General features: G+C 68.3%; 12 protein-coding genes and 1 pseudogene. 6 read left to right on the top strand and 7 right to left on the bottom strand.

The genetic code is table 11. The features are described from left to right. Positions 1–297: 297 nt before the first annotated feature. Positions 298–1,176, bottom strand: a complete 879-nt coding sequence (locus ACSQ19_RS17675) for a M28 family metallopeptidase (protein ID WP_435998836.1) — start codon at positions 1,174–1,176, stop codon at positions 298–300. A gap of 157 nt (positions 1,177–1,333) precedes the next feature. Here ACSQ19_RS17675 and ACSQ19_RS17670 point away from each other — a divergent pair, with 157 nt between their 5' ends. After that, positions 1,334–1,981: a response regulator gene (locus tag ACSQ19_RS17670; RefSeq protein ID WP_299346909.1), complete on the top strand. Its 648-nt coding sequence runs from the start codon at positions 1,334–1,336 to the stop codon at positions 1,979–1,981. A gap of 217 nt (positions 1,982–2,198) precedes the next feature. Here ACSQ19_RS17670 and ACSQ19_RS17665 read toward each other — a convergent pair whose 3' ends face one another. After that, positions 2,199–2,951 carry a hypothetical protein gene (locus tag ACSQ19_RS17665; protein WP_435998834.1) on the bottom strand — a complete coding sequence of 251 codons (753 nt, stop codon included), beginning with the start codon at positions 2,949–2,951 and terminating at the stop codon, positions 2,199–2,201. A 140-nt stretch (positions 2,952–3,091) separates the two neighbouring features. Beyond that, entirely contained in the window at positions 3,092–6,268 is a 3,177-nt protein-coding gene (locus ACSQ19_RS17660; protein ID WP_435998832.1) for an Rne/Rng family ribonuclease, read from the bottom strand. 385 nt (positions 6,269–6,653) lie between these two features. Between ACSQ19_RS17660 and ACSQ19_RS17655 the strand changes: the two genes are divergently transcribed. After that, a complete protein-coding gene (locus ACSQ19_RS17655; protein WP_435998830.1) occupies positions 6,654–7,652 on the top strand; it encodes an RluA family pseudouridine synthase in 999 nt (332 codons plus the stop codon). Position 7,653: 1 nt separating this feature from the next. On the opposite strand, the gene ACSQ19_RS17650 is transcribed toward ACSQ19_RS17655, so the two are convergent. Then, positions 7,654–8,067 carry an energy transducer TonB gene (locus ACSQ19_RS17650; RefSeq protein WP_435998828.1) on the bottom strand — a complete coding sequence of 138 codons (414 nt, stop codon included), beginning with the start codon at positions 8,065–8,067 and terminating at the stop codon, positions 7,654–7,656. Further along, positions 8,067–8,414 (bottom strand): 4a-hydroxytetrahydrobiopterin dehydratase, encoded by a 348-nt coding sequence (locus ACSQ19_RS17645; RefSeq protein WP_435998826.1) that lies wholly within the window; start codon positions 8,412–8,414, stop codon positions 8,067–8,069. The genes ACSQ19_RS17650 and ACSQ19_RS17645 overlap by 1 nt, the downstream gene beginning before the upstream one ends. A gap of 91 nt (positions 8,415–8,505) precedes the next feature. On the opposite strand from ACSQ19_RS17645, the gene ACSQ19_RS17640 reads away from it, so the two are divergent. Next, on the top strand, positions 8,506–9,102 hold the full coding sequence (locus ACSQ19_RS17640; RefSeq protein WP_435998824.1) for an NfuA family Fe-S biogenesis protein: 597 nt from the start codon (positions 8,506–8,508) through the stop codon (positions 9,100–9,102). Between the two features lie 15 nt (positions 9,103–9,117). Continuing rightward, positions 9,118–10,728, top strand: a complete 1,611-nt coding sequence (locus ACSQ19_RS17635; protein WP_435998822.1) for a hypothetical protein — start codon at positions 9,118–9,120, stop codon at positions 10,726–10,728. A gap of 160 nt (positions 10,729–10,888) precedes the next feature. Here the strand turns inward: ACSQ19_RS17635 and ACSQ19_RS17630 are convergent, their stop codons facing one another. Together ACSQ19_RS17630 and ACSQ19_RS17625 are read right to left on the bottom strand one after the other, a co-directional pair. Next, positions 10,889–11,344 carry a c-type cytochrome gene (locus ACSQ19_RS17630; protein ID WP_296282367.1) on the bottom strand — a complete coding sequence of 152 codons (456 nt, stop codon included), beginning with the start codon at positions 11,342–11,344 and terminating at the stop codon, positions 10,889–10,891. 7 nt (positions 11,345–11,351) lie between these two features. Further along, positions 11,352–11,738, bottom strand: a complete 387-nt coding sequence (locus tag ACSQ19_RS17625; RefSeq protein ID WP_436001021.1) for a c-type cytochrome — start codon at positions 11,736–11,738, stop codon at positions 11,352–11,354. 366 nt (positions 11,739–12,104) lie between these two features. Here ACSQ19_RS17625 and ACSQ19_RS17620 point away from each other — a divergent pair, with 366 nt between their 5' ends. Together ACSQ19_RS17620 and ACSQ19_RS17615 are read left to right on the top strand one after the other, a co-directional pair. Next, positions 12,105–13,247: an efflux RND transporter periplasmic adaptor subunit gene (locus ACSQ19_RS17620; protein WP_435998820.1), complete on the top strand. Its 1,143-nt coding sequence runs from the start codon at positions 12,105–12,107 to the stop codon at positions 13,245–13,247. Positions 13,248–13,282: 35 nt separating this feature from the next. Further along, positions 13,283–16,708 (top strand): annotated as a pseudogene (locus tag ACSQ19_RS17615) (efflux RND transporter permease subunit); the annotation flags it as partial. Positions 16,709–16,710: the final 2 nt, after the last annotated feature.

Below are 16,710 nucleotides of genomic sequence, written 5' to 3'. Positions count from 1 at the left end.
CTGAACGCCATGCACGCGGTCTTCGCATCCGCGTCCGTAAAATAGCGCGCAGTGGTCGGGCCGGCGGATCCACCCCTTCTGCCTCCCGCGACCCCCTGCTACCGAGCCGCAAGGCTGACACCCAGGGCACCACGAGAGAACCGAACGCAGCGCACCGGACACCCCCTGTTCCTTAGCTGCGCCTGGCGGTGGACCGCGAGTCCGACACCGTCGCCGCCCGGAGAGCCAGGCGTGTTCTCGCCCCCCAATGCAAACGGGCCCGAAAGGGCCCGTTTGTGTGTCCGGCGCGGTGCAGGCTCAGTGTGCGGGAGCGGCATCCCAGGCGCGCAGCCCGTGTTCCACGACGCGCAGGGCATCGTCCACGCGACCGCTGTCCAGTTCTGCGGCCGTGTCGCGGGCGCTGTGGATCACCTCCATCACCTTCGGCATCTGCGCCGGCTTGCCGCCGCCGAAGACCGTCAGGATCGGGTCGATCTCCTCGCCACCGACCAGCGAGAACGACACCGCCGGCCAACCCGCCTTGAGGAAGGCGAGGTGGTCGGTGGGCGGGTACTTGTCGCCGGGCTGGAAGCCGAGTTTCTCGTGCTTGCTGGATGCCCGCAGGGCGGCGACCAGCAGGCTGTCGCCACTGTCGCTGGCGGGCTGCATCATCCACAGCGTGTCGCCCCAGCCGAATACGTCGAAGTTGACGTAGAGGGCCGGTTTCTCGCGTCCCGGCGTGGCGACCCACGCGCGCGAGCCGAGCAGGCCCTTCTCCTCCAGGTCCCAGAACACGACCTGCACGCGGTGGTGTGCCAGGGGCTTCGCTTTCAATGCCTGCGCCAGCTCCAGCACGGCCGCGACGCCGGACGCGTTGTCCGTGGCTCCGTGGCCGACGTCGACCTTGTCGTAGTGTGCGCCGATCAGCAGCAGCGGCGCCTTGCCGGGGCCGCCCAGGTCGGCGACCAGGTTCTGCCCGGACTGTCCGTCCTGCTCGAACGCCTCACGCTTCCATTCGATGCCGAGCGCCGTCAGGCGCTGGCCGATGGCATCGCCGCGTGCGGCAGTGTCGCTGCGCGCGCTGACCGCTTCGACTTGCTGCAGCCAGCGACCGGAGACGTCGTCGGCCCAGGCCGGCACGCTGGTGAGGAGGGACAACAGGAGGGCGTGGCGGGCGCAGCGGCGCAGAGAGGTCATGGCGGAATTCCGGTGGAAAGCGCGAGTATGCCGCAGGCCGGCGGCGGTCTCGACCGGCCGGGGCGCTCGCCGCCGGCGTGCGTCGATACAATGTTAATTGCGCGGCGATGGACGCCACCCCTACGCTCCACCCGTATCCCCCAAGGCATCCGTCTCCATGACCATCCGTGTTTTCCTCATCGACGACCACGCGCTGGTGCGCACCGGCATGCGCCTGATCCTCGGTACGGAGACCGACATCGAGGTGGTGGGCGAGGCGGAAACCGGCGAGGCCGCCCTGCCGCTGGTTCGCCAGCTGAAGCCCGACGTGGTGCTGTGCGACCTGCACCTGCCGGGCTACAGCGGACTGGAGGTGACCGAGCGCATCGTGCGCGCCGATATCGGCGTGCGGGTCATCATCGTGTCGGTGCTCGAAGACGGCCCGCTGCCGAAGCGCCTGCTGGAAGCCGGTGCATCCGGCTACCTGGGCAAGGCCGGCGACGCCACCGAGCTGATCCGCGCCGTGCGCGATGTCGCCCGCGGCAAGCGCTACCTGGGCAGCAACGTGGCGCAGAACCTGGCGCTGCACACCGTGGGCGGCGACGCGTCGCCATTCGATGCGCTATCGCCGCGCGAACTGGAAGTCGCCATGCTGCTCACGCAGGGCATGCGCCAGGAAGAGATCGCGCGCCGGCTCAACCTCAGCGCGAAGACGGTCAACACGCACAAGACGCGCCTGTTCGAGAAGACCGGCGTGCAGGACAACATCGCCCTGGCGCGCTTGGCCGCTCAGTGGGGCCTGATGGACCCGACACGGTCGCTCTGAGCGACCGGCAACGCGCGGACGGAGCGGGCGCGCCTTGGGTCGTCCTCAGAGGTCACTCCCGCGCAGGAGGGAATCCATGGCCTGTTCGAGCCGCGATACGACATGCAGGCAGCAACGGGGCTTGGCGTCCGCGGATCGGCGGTGGACTGACCGATTCGACCACGACGCCGTCATTCCGGCGCACGCATGGAATGCCAGGCGTGCGTGAGGATGGGCGCTAGCGCGCAGGCTGCGCCTCTGTTCTTGCTTCCATCGCCGCGGTGCAGGTCTGCAGCGAGTCCACCATGGCGTCGGCAAGCTGCGTGGCGCGTGTCTCCAGCGCGGCGCGCGCTTCGCCTACGGCGGGCACACCCAGCACCGCGATCTCGTAACGGCTGCCGCCGTGCACGAACAGGCGGTGCACGGAGAGCGAATGGAGCGGTTCGTCGGGTGCGTTCAACAGGGGACGTGCAACCGGGAAGGGTGCGTCCGGGTCATCGTCGCCGATATTCAGCAGCCGCAGCCGCACCGTGGGGCCGAACGAGGATGTGCCGGTATCCACGCGGTAGCGGTCGGCCGACGCGACCGCAGTGACGGCGCGCGAGTTGTTGTATTCGCGCTGCAGCAGCCCGCGGTACTCGTCGGCGGCACTGCGGTCTCTCGGCAAGGTGGAGGTGACCACGTAGGCGCTCATATCGTTCTCGTAACGCAGGCGGTAGAACGAGATCGCGCCGCCGCCCAACGTGCCGTGCACGACATCCCGGGCCGGTCGGATGGGGGGCATGTCGATGCAGTACACATCGAGGAAGGTCCACTCGAACAGGAGCGACTGCGCGCCGCCCGTGCCCTTCATCTGGTAGGGCCCCTCGGTCCATCCCCCGACGCTGCGCTGCTGGGCGTCGGCCGGGAGCGGCGGCGTGGACAGGAGGGTGGCCGCCGCGACGGCGACCAGGACACGCGCCGCGCGTGCAGGCAGGGAGGGTCGCTTCATGACAGGCATCCATGCACTGGGAACATGGAACGACTGTATTCGCATCATTGCGTCACTGCCACCCGCTGGTGTCCGGCGCCCTGAAACGACACTGGCCGCTTGCGCGGCCAGTGTGTGTTCACGCCAGGAAACGCGGCGCGTCAGGCGCTGCGCTCTTCCGTGCTGTCATCGTCCTGACCGTCGGCCGCGGCGATCCCGTCGGCAGGCTTGGCCGGTGTGACCACCGGTTCGAACAGGCTGCGCGTGACCGACGGCGGCGTGTCTGCATCGGCGACGAAGAACAGCGAGCCGGTGGCCGGCGCGCTGATGGGCTTCGGCACGACCGGGGGCGTCGTCGGTGCTGCGGGCACCACCGCTGCTTCGGTATCGGCGACGGTGGCCTCGTTCACGGCATCGACCAGATCGATCTGCACGGGCTCGCTACGCACGGCGGCGATCGCCGGGGTCTCCACCTGCGTGTCCGCCGTCTCGACGGCGGCGACCGGCGCTACCGTCGCGACGGCCTCGACGACCACGGGGGCCGGTTCCGCGGCGATCTCGGCCTTCACCGTCTCGACGATGGCGACCGCGGCCGGGGTCTCATGCTGCACGGTGGCGGTCACCTCGGGCTGGATGCGCGCGGCTTCTGCCTTCACTGCGTCGATGACCTCGACGGCTGCGACCGCCTCGGTCACGACCGGTGCAGGCACGCTCGCGGGAGCGGGGGCGACGTCCGCTTGGGCGTCGGATGCAGTGGCCGCAGTCGCCACGACCGGTGCGGCAGCGGCGACGGGTGCGGACGCATTCGGTTTCGGTGCACGCGGTGCGGCGACGGCCGGCTCTTCGTCGTCGAAATCGAACTCCGGCTGCGACCGGTCCGCGACCGGGGTGTCGTCATCGCTACCGAGCTCATCGACCGACAGGCCTTCTTCACCGGTGGCACCGGTTTCGCCATTGCCGCGACGGCGGCGGCGGCCACCACGACGGCCGCGGCGGCGACGGCCACCTTCGCCCGTGTCGCCTGCGTCGGCGGACGGGACCGCATCGCCCTCGATGGCAGCGATCTGCGTCGCCTCGAGTTCGGTTGCCGGTGCGTCGGGCAGCGGGGTCGCCACGGGCGCGTCGGCCGGGGGGGTGAAGCGCGCGATATCCGGCGTGGCGGCCACGGCCGCGGCGGCAGTCACCGTCTCGACAGGGGTCGTGCCGGTCGGCTTCTGCGCATCCTGCTGCGGCGTGCGCGGGGCCTGCGGGCGCTGGCCTTCCTGCCCCTGCGGCTTGTTGCCTCCCTGCTGGCCCTGGGGCTGCCGGGGTGCCTTCGGCTGCTGTGCAGGGCCCTGGCCGTTCTGCGGCTGGCCGCCTTGCGGCTTCTGCTGCTTCTGGCCCTGTTGCTCGTTGCGCGGCTTCTGCTGCGGGGCGTTGCCGCCCTGCACCTTGTCGCCCTTGCCGCGCTCGTCGCGGCGGTTGTTGTCCTGCTTGCCGCCACGGCCCTGGTTCTGCTGGCCCCGGTTGTCGCGGTTCTCGCGACGGGCATTGCCATTGCGGTCGTTGCGCGGGCGGCTGTCCTGCTGCGGACGCGCCTGCGGGGCCGGTGCCGCGGCTTCGCCGCCACCGAACAGGCGCTTGAAGAAGCCGACCACGCCGCCGGCTGCGGGTGCGGCCACGGCGACGGGGGCCGCGACCGGAGCAGGAGCGGGCGCCACCGGTGCCGGCGCCTCACGCTCTTCACGCACCGGGGCCGGCTGCGTGTGCTTGACGTGGGTGACGGCTGGCGCAGCCGGGATGTTGAGCTGCGCCTTGGTCAGGGCATGCACTGGCAGCTTGCGCTGGGTGCCGCGGTGGTAGCTGGGCTTGCTGCTTTCTTCGCCCAGTTCGTTCTCGCGGATGCGGGTGACTTCGTAGTGCGGCGTGTGCAGTGCCTCGTCGGCCACGATGATGACGGGCGCATCGTGGCGCTGCTCGATCTCGCGCAGCGCGCTGCGCTTCTCGTTGAGCAGGAAGTTGGCGATCTCGAGCGGGGCCTGGATCAGCACCTGCCCCGTGTTGTCCTTCATCGCATGCTCTTCGGCCACGCGGATGATCGACAGCGACAGCGATTCGACGCTGCGCATGCGGCCATGGCCTTCGCAGCGCGGGCAGACGATCTGGCTGGATTCGCCCAGCGACGGACGCAGGCGCTGGCGGCTCATCTCAAGCAGGCCGAAGCGCGAGATGCGGCCGATCTGCACGCGGGCGCGGTCGTACTTCAGTGCGTTCTGCAGCTTGTTCTCGACTTCGCGCTGGTGCTTGTTGCTGGACATGTCGATGAAGTCGATCACCACCAGGCCGCCCAGGTCGCGCAGGCGCAGCTGGCGGGCCACTTCCTCGGCCGCCTCCATGTTGGTGTGGAACGCGGTTTCCTCGATGTCGCCGCCCTTGGTGGCGCGCGCCGAGTTGACGTCGATGGCGGTCAGCGCCTCGGTCTGGTCGACCACGATGGAGCCGCCGGAGGGCAGGCGGACGTTGCGCTCATACGCGCCTTCGATCTGCGATTCGATCTGGAAGCGGTTGAACAGCGGGATGTCGTCCTTGTACGGCTTCAGCTTGCGCAGGTTGTGCGGCATGACCTGCTGCATGAACTCGCGCGCGGTCTCGTACAGCTCGTCGGTGTCGACCAGGATCTCGCCCACGTCGCTGCGCAGGTAGTCGCGCAGGGCGCGCACGATCAGGCGGCTTTCCTGGTAGATCAGGAACGGAGCCGGCTTGGTCAGCGCGGCTTCGGCGATCGCCTTCCACACGCTGAGCAGGTAGTCCAGGTCCCACTGCAGCTCTTCGGCGTCGCGGCCGACGCCGGCGGTGCGGATGATCACGCCCATGTCGTCGGGAATGGCCAGCGCGTCCATCGCCTTCTTCAGCTCGGCGCGGTCGTCGCCCTCGATGCGGCGCGACACGCCACCGGCGGTGGGCGAGTTCGGCATCAGCACCATGTAGCGGCCGGCAAGGGAGATGAACGTGGTCAGGGCGGCGCCCTTGTTGCCGCGCTCGTCCTTGTCCACCTGGACGACGACTTCCTGGCCTTCCTTCAGCAGCTCGCGGATGCCGGCCTTGTTGTGGTCGACACCGGCCTGGAAGTAGTCGCGGGAGATTTCCTTCAGCGGCAGGAAGCCATGGCGGTCAGCGCCGTAATCGACGAAGGCGGCTTCCAGGGAGGGCTCGAGCCGGGTGATGCGGCCCTTGTAGATGTTGGACTTCTTCTGTTCCTTCGACGGCTGTTCGATATCGATGTCGTACAGGGTCTGACCGTCGACGATGGCCACGCGCAGCTCTTCGGCCTGCGTGGCATTGATCAACATGCGTTTCATTGTGCGTTCCTCGCGCGCTGCTACCGCGCGGAACGCCATGGGGTTTCGCCTCTGGAACGTTGCACCGCCCCTTGCGCAGGCGCAGCGGGGCGGATCGGGTTTCCAGCGCTACGACACCACGGCAGGCCGCGGGAGCGCTTTTCTTTCTAATAGGTGTTGCGGGGCCGGCGGCAGCTTCCCCCAAGAGGTGGCGCCACGCGGGACATGTTCAGCATCAGGTGCCGTCACGCACCCGGCGGTATCCGGGCCTGCCGATCAGCCGCTAACATGGCCGCCCCTGGGGCGGTGGCCGCGCACTTGCCGGAATCGCGGGGAGACGGGCTTCTGGCCCAACTGCAACTCCCTGCGAAATCAAACCCTTATCTCGCCCTCCGAGTGTAACAGAATGAATGGCTCCAACCCCAGCCCCCCCACCGCCAAGCCTGCCGCCGCCGCCAAGAGCACGGTGCGGACGGTCACGGTGCCGGCGGACCGGGGCGGCCAGCGGCTGGACAACTTCCTGCTGGGGCAACTGAAGGGTGCCCCGCGCAGCCTGGTCTACAAGCTGGTGCGGAGCGGCCAAGTGCGGGTGAACGGGGGGCGGGCCAAGGCGGAGCGGAAGCTGGAGGGCGGGGACGAGGTGCGTATCCCGCCCGTCAGTCTCACGGAAGTGGGAGAGAAGGTCGCGCCTCCCTCAGGCTTCCTGAAGCGGATGGAGGCCGCCATCGTGTTCGAGGACGAGCGGCTGCTGGTCATCAACAAGCCGACCGGCGTTGCCAGCCATGGCGGCAGCGGGATCAGCCACGGCGCCATCGAGACGATGCGCGCCCTGCGGCCGAACCAGACGCTGGAACTGGTGCACCGGCTGGACCGCGACACCTCCGGCCTGCTGGTGATGGCCAAGAAGCGCTCGGCGCTGTCTGAACTGCAGGCGCTGCTGCGCGAGGACAGCGAGGACGGGACGCGCGGGATCGAGAAGCGCTACCTGACGCTGCTGGTCGGCCGCATGCCCGACGGGGTGATGAGCGTCGATGCCCCGCTGCACATCGGCCTGCGCCAGGGTGGCGAGCGCCACGTGCAGGTGCATCGCGATGGCAAGGCGTCGCTGAGCCACTTCCGCGTGCTGGAGCGTCGTGGAGGGCATTCGTACTGCGAGGTCCGCATCGATACCGGCCGCACCCACCAGATCCGCGTGCATGCGCAGCACATCGGCCATCCCGTGACCGGCGACGACAAATACGGCGATCCGGCCGTGAACAAGCGGCTGCGGGAGCAGGTGGGCTTGAAACGCCTGTTCCTGCACGCGGCGTCGCTGCAGTTCGCTCTGGACGGCGGCAGGACGCCGTACGTGCTCAGCGCGCCGCTGTCGGAGGATCTCGCGGACGCGCTGGAACGACTGGGCTGATTCAGCCCGCGCCCTGCGCGAAGCACCGGGTCGGCTTCTCCAGCACGGGCGGGAACGTCACCGGGACGTTGATGGTGTGGCTGACCGGTTTGCCGTTGCGCGTGGCGGCGCGGAATTTCCAGGTCTGCACCGCGTCGAGCGCCGCCTTGTCGAGCGAGGCGTTGCCGCTGCCCTGCACCTGCGCGACACGTGCCGGCACGCCGTCCTGTTCGACCGTCACCCGCAGCACGGTGGTGCCACCGGCACCATCGCACTCGGCATCGGCAGGGTAGACGGGGGGCGGCGTGTCGATGGCGGCCAGTTCGGTAGGCGCGACCAAGGGCGCGGCGGATTCTTCCTGCTGCTTGGCGCAGGCCGACAGCACGAGGATGCCCGCGAGCATGGTGAAGGCGGGCGGGACGAGGCGAAGTCGCATCAGGATTCTCCCAGCAGGGCGCCGGCCTTGGCGGCGCAGATGAAGTCGTTCTCGCTCAGGCCGCCGACGTCGTGCGTCGAGTAGCGCACGACAGCGCGGTTGTAGTGCACGCCGAGATCGGGGTGGTGGTCTTCGGCATGCGCGACGAAGGCAAGGGCGTTCACGAACGCCATCGTCTCGTAGTAATCCTCGAAGGCGAACGTCCGCAGCAGTGCGTGGCCGTCTTCGACCAGCTCCCATCCAGGGATCTGTGGCAGCAGCTCGGCGATGCGGGCAGGCGGCAGGCGATGCTCGCTGCCACGCAGCGGCACGCAGCGCGCGCGGGCCAGGGGGATGAGATCGGACATGGCGCGGCTCCTGCTGGGACCAGTCTGAATGAACCACGACGACCGGCCTGTGGATGTGAATGCCCGTCGGGCAGGGGGCTAGAATAGCGCCATGATCCAGATTTCCGACAGCGCGCAGGCGCACTTCCGCAAGTTGATCGAACGCGAAGCCTTGCCTGGCCTGGGCGTCAGGCTGAGTGCGGTGCATCCGGGCACCGCGCAGGCCGATGCGCGGCTGGAATTCGCCGAGCCGCACGACCTGGCCGGCGATGAATGGGCCGTGGATTGCGACGGGTTCACCTTGTATGTCGATGCCGCCAGCGTGCATTGGCTTGACGGCGCCGACATCGACTACGTGCTGAAAGGCGCCAGCACCCAGCTGACCATCAAGGCGCCGCGCATCAAGGGCGAAGCGCCCGGCGACGCGGCGTCGCTGGTCGAGCGCGTGCGCTGGGTCGTCGACAACGAGATCAATCCGCAACTGGCGTCGCACAAGGGCCGTGTGGCGGTCGAAGAAGTCGGCGGCGATGGCGTGGTGTGGCTGCGGTTCGGTGGCGGCTGCCACGGCTGTGGCATGGCGGACGTCACGCTCAAGCAAGGTATCGAGAAGACGTTGATGGCACGCGTACCTGGCGTCACCGCCGTGCGCGATGCCACCGACCATGAAACGGGCGACGCGCCCTACATCCCGCGCGGCAACGCGGCCTGACGGGGTCCTGCGCCGGTGACGAACGCCACCGACGTCATCGCACACCTGCTGCCGCGCAAGGCGGCCACCATCGTCGAGCGCCAGACCGGCCTGCCGTTTGGCTGGGGCCTGTGGTTGCGTGCCTTGCCGGAGCGACTGGGCCGCATCACCCGCGAGAAGGCCGATGGCATCGTCGATGCGGTCGCGCTGCGTGCGCCGCGCGCCCGGATCGCGCCACCGTTCCTGCCCAGCCGGCTGACTGCGTTACGGTCGCTGTTCTATCAGGGCTGGGGTCCGCCGCCGCGCGAAGAGCGCTGGATGCGCTGGCTCGCGGGTTTCAGCAGCAGCCTGCTGCACCTGATGTTCTTCCTGTTCCTGCTGTGGGTGGCGCTGGTGCAGATTCCGCCACCGCTGCCCGATGCCGGCGACAGCAGTCGCGTGAGGCTGGAGATGGTCGGCGACGGCAGCCCGGATGACGTGGGCGGTGCCGTGCAGGCGGGCGAGACCGCCAGCGAGCAGACCGCAGCGGCGACGGCGTCTACCGCCGCTGCGCCGTCACTGACCTCGACTCCGCCGCAGCCGACCGAAACGCCCCCGCCTTCGGACGCTGATGCACCGGAGGTTGCGGTGGACATGCCGCCCTTACCGCTGCGCGAGGTGCCGTTGCCGGAGATTGCGGAACAGCCGCTGCAGGTGACCGAGGTGGCCGAACCCACGCGCGCGTTCGTCTTGCCGCCGCCCACGCCCCGGCAGCCGGAGATCCGACCGCCGGCGATGCGGGAAATCGGCGTGCCCACGCGCGACATTCCCGTGCCCGTCACCGCGCCCGTCGTGCGCCGCGAGGTGCCGATGCGAGCTGTCGACGTGCCGGCTGTCGCCACGCGGGAAACGGAAGTCCGCGAACGCGAAATGGCGGCGCCTGCTCCCGCGGTGCGGAACGTGCCGGTACCGACACGGGATATTGCACCGCGCGCCCTCGCGACACGCGAGCGCAGCGTGCGCCAGGCGGAGATCGGTGAGCCCGTTCCCCGGCCAGCGCCGGCGTCGGCCGCCAACGCCAACACCAATGCCAACGCCAACGCCAACGCATCTCCCGCGCCCCGGGGCACGACGGCCCCGGCGTCGGGTACGCGCGGACCCGTGCCGAGCCCCCGGGCCGGTGGCTGGGACACCCCGGCGCGCGCCGATGACTGGGGCAACGCGCGGCGCGAGGTCGCGGGCGACAGCGTCGCGGATGGGCGCGGCAACGCGGGCCTCTACAACGCCGATGGCAGTCTGCGCGTGCCCGGCAATGCGGGCGACGCGGCGGCGGAGCGGGGCGCTCCCGGCGGCGGCAACGATCAGTGGACCCGCGAACGGCTGGCGGAGGCGGGTACGTGGCTGCAGCGGCCGCCTTACGACTACGAGCCGACCAGCTTCGACAAATACTGGGTGCCGAGCGAGTCGCTGCTGGCCGAATGGGTGCGGCGGAATGTCCGCCAAGTCGACATTCCCATCCCGGGCACCAACATGAAGCTCAAGTGTTCGATCTCCGTCCTGCAACTGGGCGGAGGCTGTGGCCTCGGCAGCCTGTTCCCCGAGCCGCCCAAGGCCCGCCCGCCACCGGAGATCCCGGTCAAGCGCACGCCGATCCCGACGGACAGCTGATCAGGTCGACGCGCGCGTCGCCCCAGGAAGCGAGGTCAGTTGCGATGAAGCATTTGGAAGGGTCGTCGCGCGCGACCTTGCCCCCGAGGACACCTGCCGTCCCCACAAAAGAAAACGGAGCCCAAGGGCTCCGTTCTCGCGTACCCGATGCGGGAAAGACTTACTCGTGGACGCCGTGCAGATCGCGCAGCTGCGAGGGGCGCGAACCGAAGTAGGCCGCCAGGTCGGAGATGTCCTGGTCGCTCAGGTTGGCGGCCTGGGGCGACATCAGGGCGTGCTGGCGATCGCCGCCCCGGTACGCCTGCAGCGCATGCGCCAGGTAGTCGCCGTACTGGCCGCCCAGCTTGGGATAGGTGTCGTCGATCGGCGCATTGCCGTCCGCGCCGTGGCAGTCGATGCAGCTCTGCCCGGTGGCCTTGCCCTTGGCCTTGGCCAGTTCCTCGCCCTTGGCGATATGCCCCTTCGGCAGGCCTGCCGACGAACTGGAACCGTGTTCGCCACTGGCGTGGCCCGGGTTTTCGGCCGAAGCCTCGGTGCTTTCCTTCGAGCAAGCCACCAGGGTGAGGGCCGCGAACAGGACGATGGCTAGACGCTGGGCGTGCTTGGCGTTGGGCATGGTGGGATTACTTGACGGTGGAAAGGAAAGCGGCGATGTCGGCGATGTCCTGGTCGGAGAAGCTCTGCGCCTGGGCCTGCATCGTGGGGTGCTTGCGGTTGCCGGTACGGTATTCGGTCAGCGCATTGGACAGGTACTCCGCCGACTGCCCACCGATCTTCGGCACCTTGAAGCTCGGGTAGGCGTTCTTGTAGCCGACGATGCCGTGGCAGCCCTGACAGGTGTAGGTCAGGGTACGGCCGGTGTCGGCGTTGCCGACCAGCGGCTTGGGCGCAGCGGCCGGCGCTGCGGCTTCGGCGACCGGCGGAGCGACCGGCGTTTCCTGTTGGGCGGTCAGGGCGGCCAGCGGAAGGGCGGCCAAGGCAAGGCAAGCAGCGAGCGGCAGCAGTCGCATCATTCTCGTGAAACTCTCAGGTTGCGCGCGCCACGTACCACCGCAGCGCTTGGCTGAACGCAAGTATAGCCTGCGACAGAATGTCACGCACAGGCGCGAAGATGCGCCGTGTTCCCTCCTGCTCGGCGCGCGTACGGTACTCGGGCGTTTCGCACGCGAGCACCACGCGATGGGACACAACGACGCGCCGGTGTCCGGCATGTCGCATCTCCGACGAAGCAACCCGCCATCGCATCCTGGCTCGAGCACGATCGCCGCGGGCACGAACGCCGACGCAAGTCACCATGACCTTCGGCGCATGGAAGTCGTTCAGGGGTGATATACCTTGATACAACACCACCACAACACCACCACGGTACCGCCTCCATGTCCCGACCCCGCCCCCATTCCGGCCGTTCGTACCTGCGCCTGGCACTGATTCCCGTCCTGTGCAGCCTGCTGGTCCTGTCCGCCTGCAAGGGGGACGGCCCGACGCCCGAGGCCCAGGCCAAGAACGGAGAGGAAAAGAAGGAGTCGGAGGCCGTCCCGGTCGAAGTGGCTCAGGCCACCCGGCGCGCGGTGGCTGCCAGCTATAGCGGCACCACCACGCTGGAAGCGCTGGGCGAGTCCCAGGTCGTTGCCAAGACATCCGGCGTCGCGCTGGCCGTGCTGGTCGAGGAAGGGCAGGTTGTCCGCGCCGGCCAGGCCTTGGTGCGGCTGGACCCTGATCGTCCGCGCCTGCAGGTCGCCCAGGCCGCAGCGCAGATGCACAAGTTGGAGAACAACTACAGGCGCGCCCAGCAGCTGGTCGAACAGCGGATGATCAGCGCCAACGACGTGGACCAGATCAAGTACGACCTGGAGAACGCGCGCGCCGTTTACCGCGCCGCGTCGCTGGAACTGTCCTACACCACGATCACCGCGCCGATCTCCGGCGTCGTTGCCTCGCGTTCCATCAAGTCCGGCAACTTCGTGCAGATCAACTCGCCGATCATCCGCATCGTCGACGCCTCGCGGCTGGAAGCCACCTTGAACGTGCCCGAGCGCGAGATCGCCAAGCTCAAGCCCGGGCAGGCCGTCGGGCTGGCGGTGGATGCCTTGCCGGGCAAGCAGTTCTCCGGCACGGTGGATCGCGTCGCCCCCGTGGTCGACAACGGAACAGGTACGTTCCGCGTGGTGGCCTCGTTCCCCGGCAACGGCGAATTGCAGCCTGGCATGTTCAGTCGCCTCGACATCAACTACGACCAGCGTGCCGACGCGTTGGTGGTGCCGCGCACCGCGCTGCTGGAAGACGGTGGCGAGCCTGCCGTGTATGTGGTCCGTAATAGCAAGGCCCAGCGCACCGTGCTGAAGCTGGGGTACAACGATGCCGGTTGGGTCGAAGTGCGCGAAGGGCTGAAGCCCGGCGATCAGGTTGTGATCGCGGGCAAGGCCGCGTTGCGCGAAGGCAGCGCCGTGCAGGTGATCGGGCAGGACAAGAAGGCCGCCACGGTGGCCAAGGCGCCGGCCGCAGAGGCGAGCAAGCAATGAGTGCGCACGGACCTTCGTCCGGCGGCGGCTTCGACCTGATCGAGTTCTCCACGCGCCGCCGCGTCACCATCGCGATGATGACGCTCACCCTGGTGCTGTTCGGCCTGATATCGCTGTCCAGCCTGAAGGTCGAGCTGCTGCCGGACCTGAGCTATCCGACGCTGACCGTGCGCACCGACTATGAGGGTGCGGCACCGGCGGAAGTGGAAACGCTGATTTCGCAACCGGCGGAAGAGGCCCTGGGCATCGTCAAGGGTCTGCGCAAGCTCAAGTCGATCTCGCGCACCGGGCAGAGCGACGTGGTGCTCGAGTTCGCATGGGGCACCGACATGCAGCAGGCCGGCCTGGACGTGCGCGACAAGATGGAAACGCTGCAACTGCCGCTGGAGGCCAAGGCCCCGGTGCTGCTGCGTTTCAATCCGTCCACCCAGCCGATCATGCGCCTCGCGCTGTCGTCGAAGCAGGAGGCCGGCAACGACGCCGACGCGATCCGCCGACTGATGGAGCTGCGTCGTTACGCCGACGAGGACCTCAAGCGCAAGCTCGAACCCGTTGCAGGCGTCGCCGCCGTCAAGGTCGGCGGTGGCCTGGAGGACGAAATCCAGGTCGACATCGACCAGCGCAAGCTGGCGCAGTTGGGCCTGTCACTGGATGCCGTGATCCAGCGCCTACAGCAGGAAAACGTGAACCTCTCCGGCGGTCGTCTGGAGGAGGGTTCGCAGCGCTATCTTGTGCGAACTGTCAACCAGTTCGCCACGGTCGAACAGATGCGGGAAATGTTGTTGACCACCGCGGCGGGTGCCTCGTCCAGTAGCTCGACCGGCACCAACCAGCAACTGATGACGGCGATCCTGGGCAGCAGCGATCCGAATGTGATCGCCGCGCTGCGCAGCGACACCAGCGGCGGCGCGCCCAGCGTGCGCCTGAAGGATGTGGCCGACGTGCGCCAGGGTTACAAGGAGCGCGAAGCGGTGATCCGCAGCGCCGGCCACGAGGCGGTGGAGCTGGCGATCTACAAGGAAGGCGACGCCAACACCGTGTCGACCGCCGATGCGCTGGAACAGCGCCTGGAAATCATCCGCAAGGAGATGCCCAAGGACATCGAGATGACGGCCGTGGAGGACCAGTCGGTCTTCATCCGCCACGCCATCAAGGACGTCAAGGTCGATGCGGTGATCGGTGGCCTGTTGTCGATCCTGATCATCTTCCTGTTCTTGCGTGATGGCTGGAGCACCTTCGTCATCTCGCTGTCGCTGCCGATCTCGATCATCGCCACGTTCTTCTTCATGGGCCAGCTGGGCCTGAGCCTGAACGTCATGTCGCTGGGCGGCCTGGCATTGGCCACGGGCCTGGTCGTCGACGATTCTATCGTCGTGCTGGAGTCCATCGCCAAGGCCCGCGAACGGGGCATGGGCATTCTGGAAGCGGCGATCAAGGGCACGCGTGAAGTGTTCATGGCGGTGGTGGCATCGACACTGACCACGATCGCGGTTTTCCTGCCGCTGGTGTTCGTCGAAGGCATCGCCGGCCAGCTGTTCCGCGACCAGGCGCTGACGGTGTCGATTGCCATCGCGGTGTCACTGGTGGTGTCGATGACGCTGATCCCGATGCTGAGCGCGCTGAAGGGCCGTCCGCCGCTGGAGTTCCCGGCCGAGGCGCCGCGCGAGCCGTGGCGTCCCGAGAGCCGCTGGAAGAAGCCGGCGGCCTACGCGGGGCGCGGCATCGGTGCACTGTTCCGTTATGGTTTTTTCTCGCTGGTGTGGCTGGTGGTGCGGATCTTCCGTGGCCTCGCTGCGGTGATCGGACCGGTGATGCGCAAGGCAAGCGACCTGGCGATGGCGCCGTATGGCCGGGCCGAAGCGGGTTACCTGCGGATCCTGCCGGCTGCGTTGAAGCGACCAGTCCCGGTGCTGGGCGGCGCGGCGCTGGCGTTCGCGCTGACCCTGGCGGCACTACCGCTGCTGGGCGTGGACCTGATCCCGCAGCTGGCGCAGGACCGTTTCGAGATGACCGCCAAGCTGCCGCCGGGCACACCGCTCGCGCAGACCGACGCCCTGGTGCGCGAGGTGCAGCGTGCGCACGCAGGTGAGGATGGCGTGCGTCTGCTGTACGGCGTGTCGGGCACCGGCACGCGGCTGGACGCCAGCCCCACCGAAAGCGGCGAAAACATCGGCAAGCTGTCGGTGGTGATGACCGACAACGCGCGCGAGCAGGGTCTGATCGAAAGCCTGCGCGCGACCATGAAGCAGTGGCCGGAGGCCCAGGTCGACTTCGCCCGCCCGGAGCTGTTTGCGCTGGCTGCCCCGCTCGAGATCGAGATCGAAGGCAACAACCTGGAATCGATCCGTGTTGCTGGCAACCGCCTGGCCGAGCTGCTGCGGCAGAGCCCGCACTACGCCGACGTGAAATCGACGGTGGAGCAGGGCTTTCCGGAAATCCAGATCGTGTTCGACCAGGACCGTGCGGCTGCGTTGGGCCTGACCACGCGACAGATCGCCGATGCCGTGGTCAACAAGGTGCGCGGCAATGTCGCCACGCGCTACAGCTTCCGCGACCGCAAGATCGACGTGCTGGTGCGCGTGCAGGAATCCGAGCGCGCCTCGGTCGACGATATCCGCCGCCTCATCGTCAACCCCAGCGGCAACAAGCCGGTGGAACTGATCTCGGTGGCCGACGTCATCGCCACCACCGGTCCGAGCGAGATCCACCGCGCCGACCAGCGTCGCGTGGCCATTGTGTCGGCCAACCTGCGCGACATCGACCTGGGCAAGGCCATCACGGAAGTGCGGAACATGGTGGCGGAGAACCCGCTGGGCACGGATGTGGGCATGCGCATGGGTGGGCAAGGCGAGGAGCTGGGCGAGTCGATCAAGTCGCTGCTGTTCGCGTTCGGTCTGGCGATCTTCCTGGTCTACCTGGTCATGGCGTCGCAGTTCGAATCGCTGCTGCATCCGTTCGTCATCCTGTTCACCATCCCGCTCGCACTCGTCGGCGCGGTGGCAGCCCTGCTGCTGTCCCGTTCGCCGGTGTCGGTGGTGGTCTTCATCGGCCTGATCCTGCTGGTCGGCCTGGTTGTGAAGAACGCCATCATCCTGATCGACAAGGTCAACCAGCTGCGCGAAGAGGGCGTGGCCAAGCGTGTCGCGTTGGTGGAGGGTGCGCGCTCGCGCCTCCGCCCGATCATGATGACCACCCTGTGCGCGGTGTTCGGCTTCCTGCCGCTGGCGCTCGCCTTCGGCCAGGGTGCCGAGGTGCGCTCGCCGATGGCGATCACGGTGATCGGTGGCCTGCTGGTGTCCACGCTGCTGACGCTGCTGGTGATCCCGGTGGTGTACGACCTGCTGGACCGCAAGCCGGATGAGTTCTACGCCGAACGCGGTCGTCGCGCTCGACTGGTCGCTGCCCAGGCCGAACAGATGATCGCGCACGAAGACGATCCGCTGGGCGGCGTCAAGGGTTGATC

Origin of the sequence: Pseudoxanthomonas sp. LjRoot127 (assembly GCF_964253495.1) — a bacterium.
Lineage (GTDB): Bacteria > Pseudomonadota > Gammaproteobacteria > Xanthomonadales > Xanthomonadaceae > Pseudoxanthomonas_A.
The sequence above is the reverse complement of the archived record's forward strand: the minus strand, read 5'-3'. Positions and strand labels throughout refer to the sequence as shown.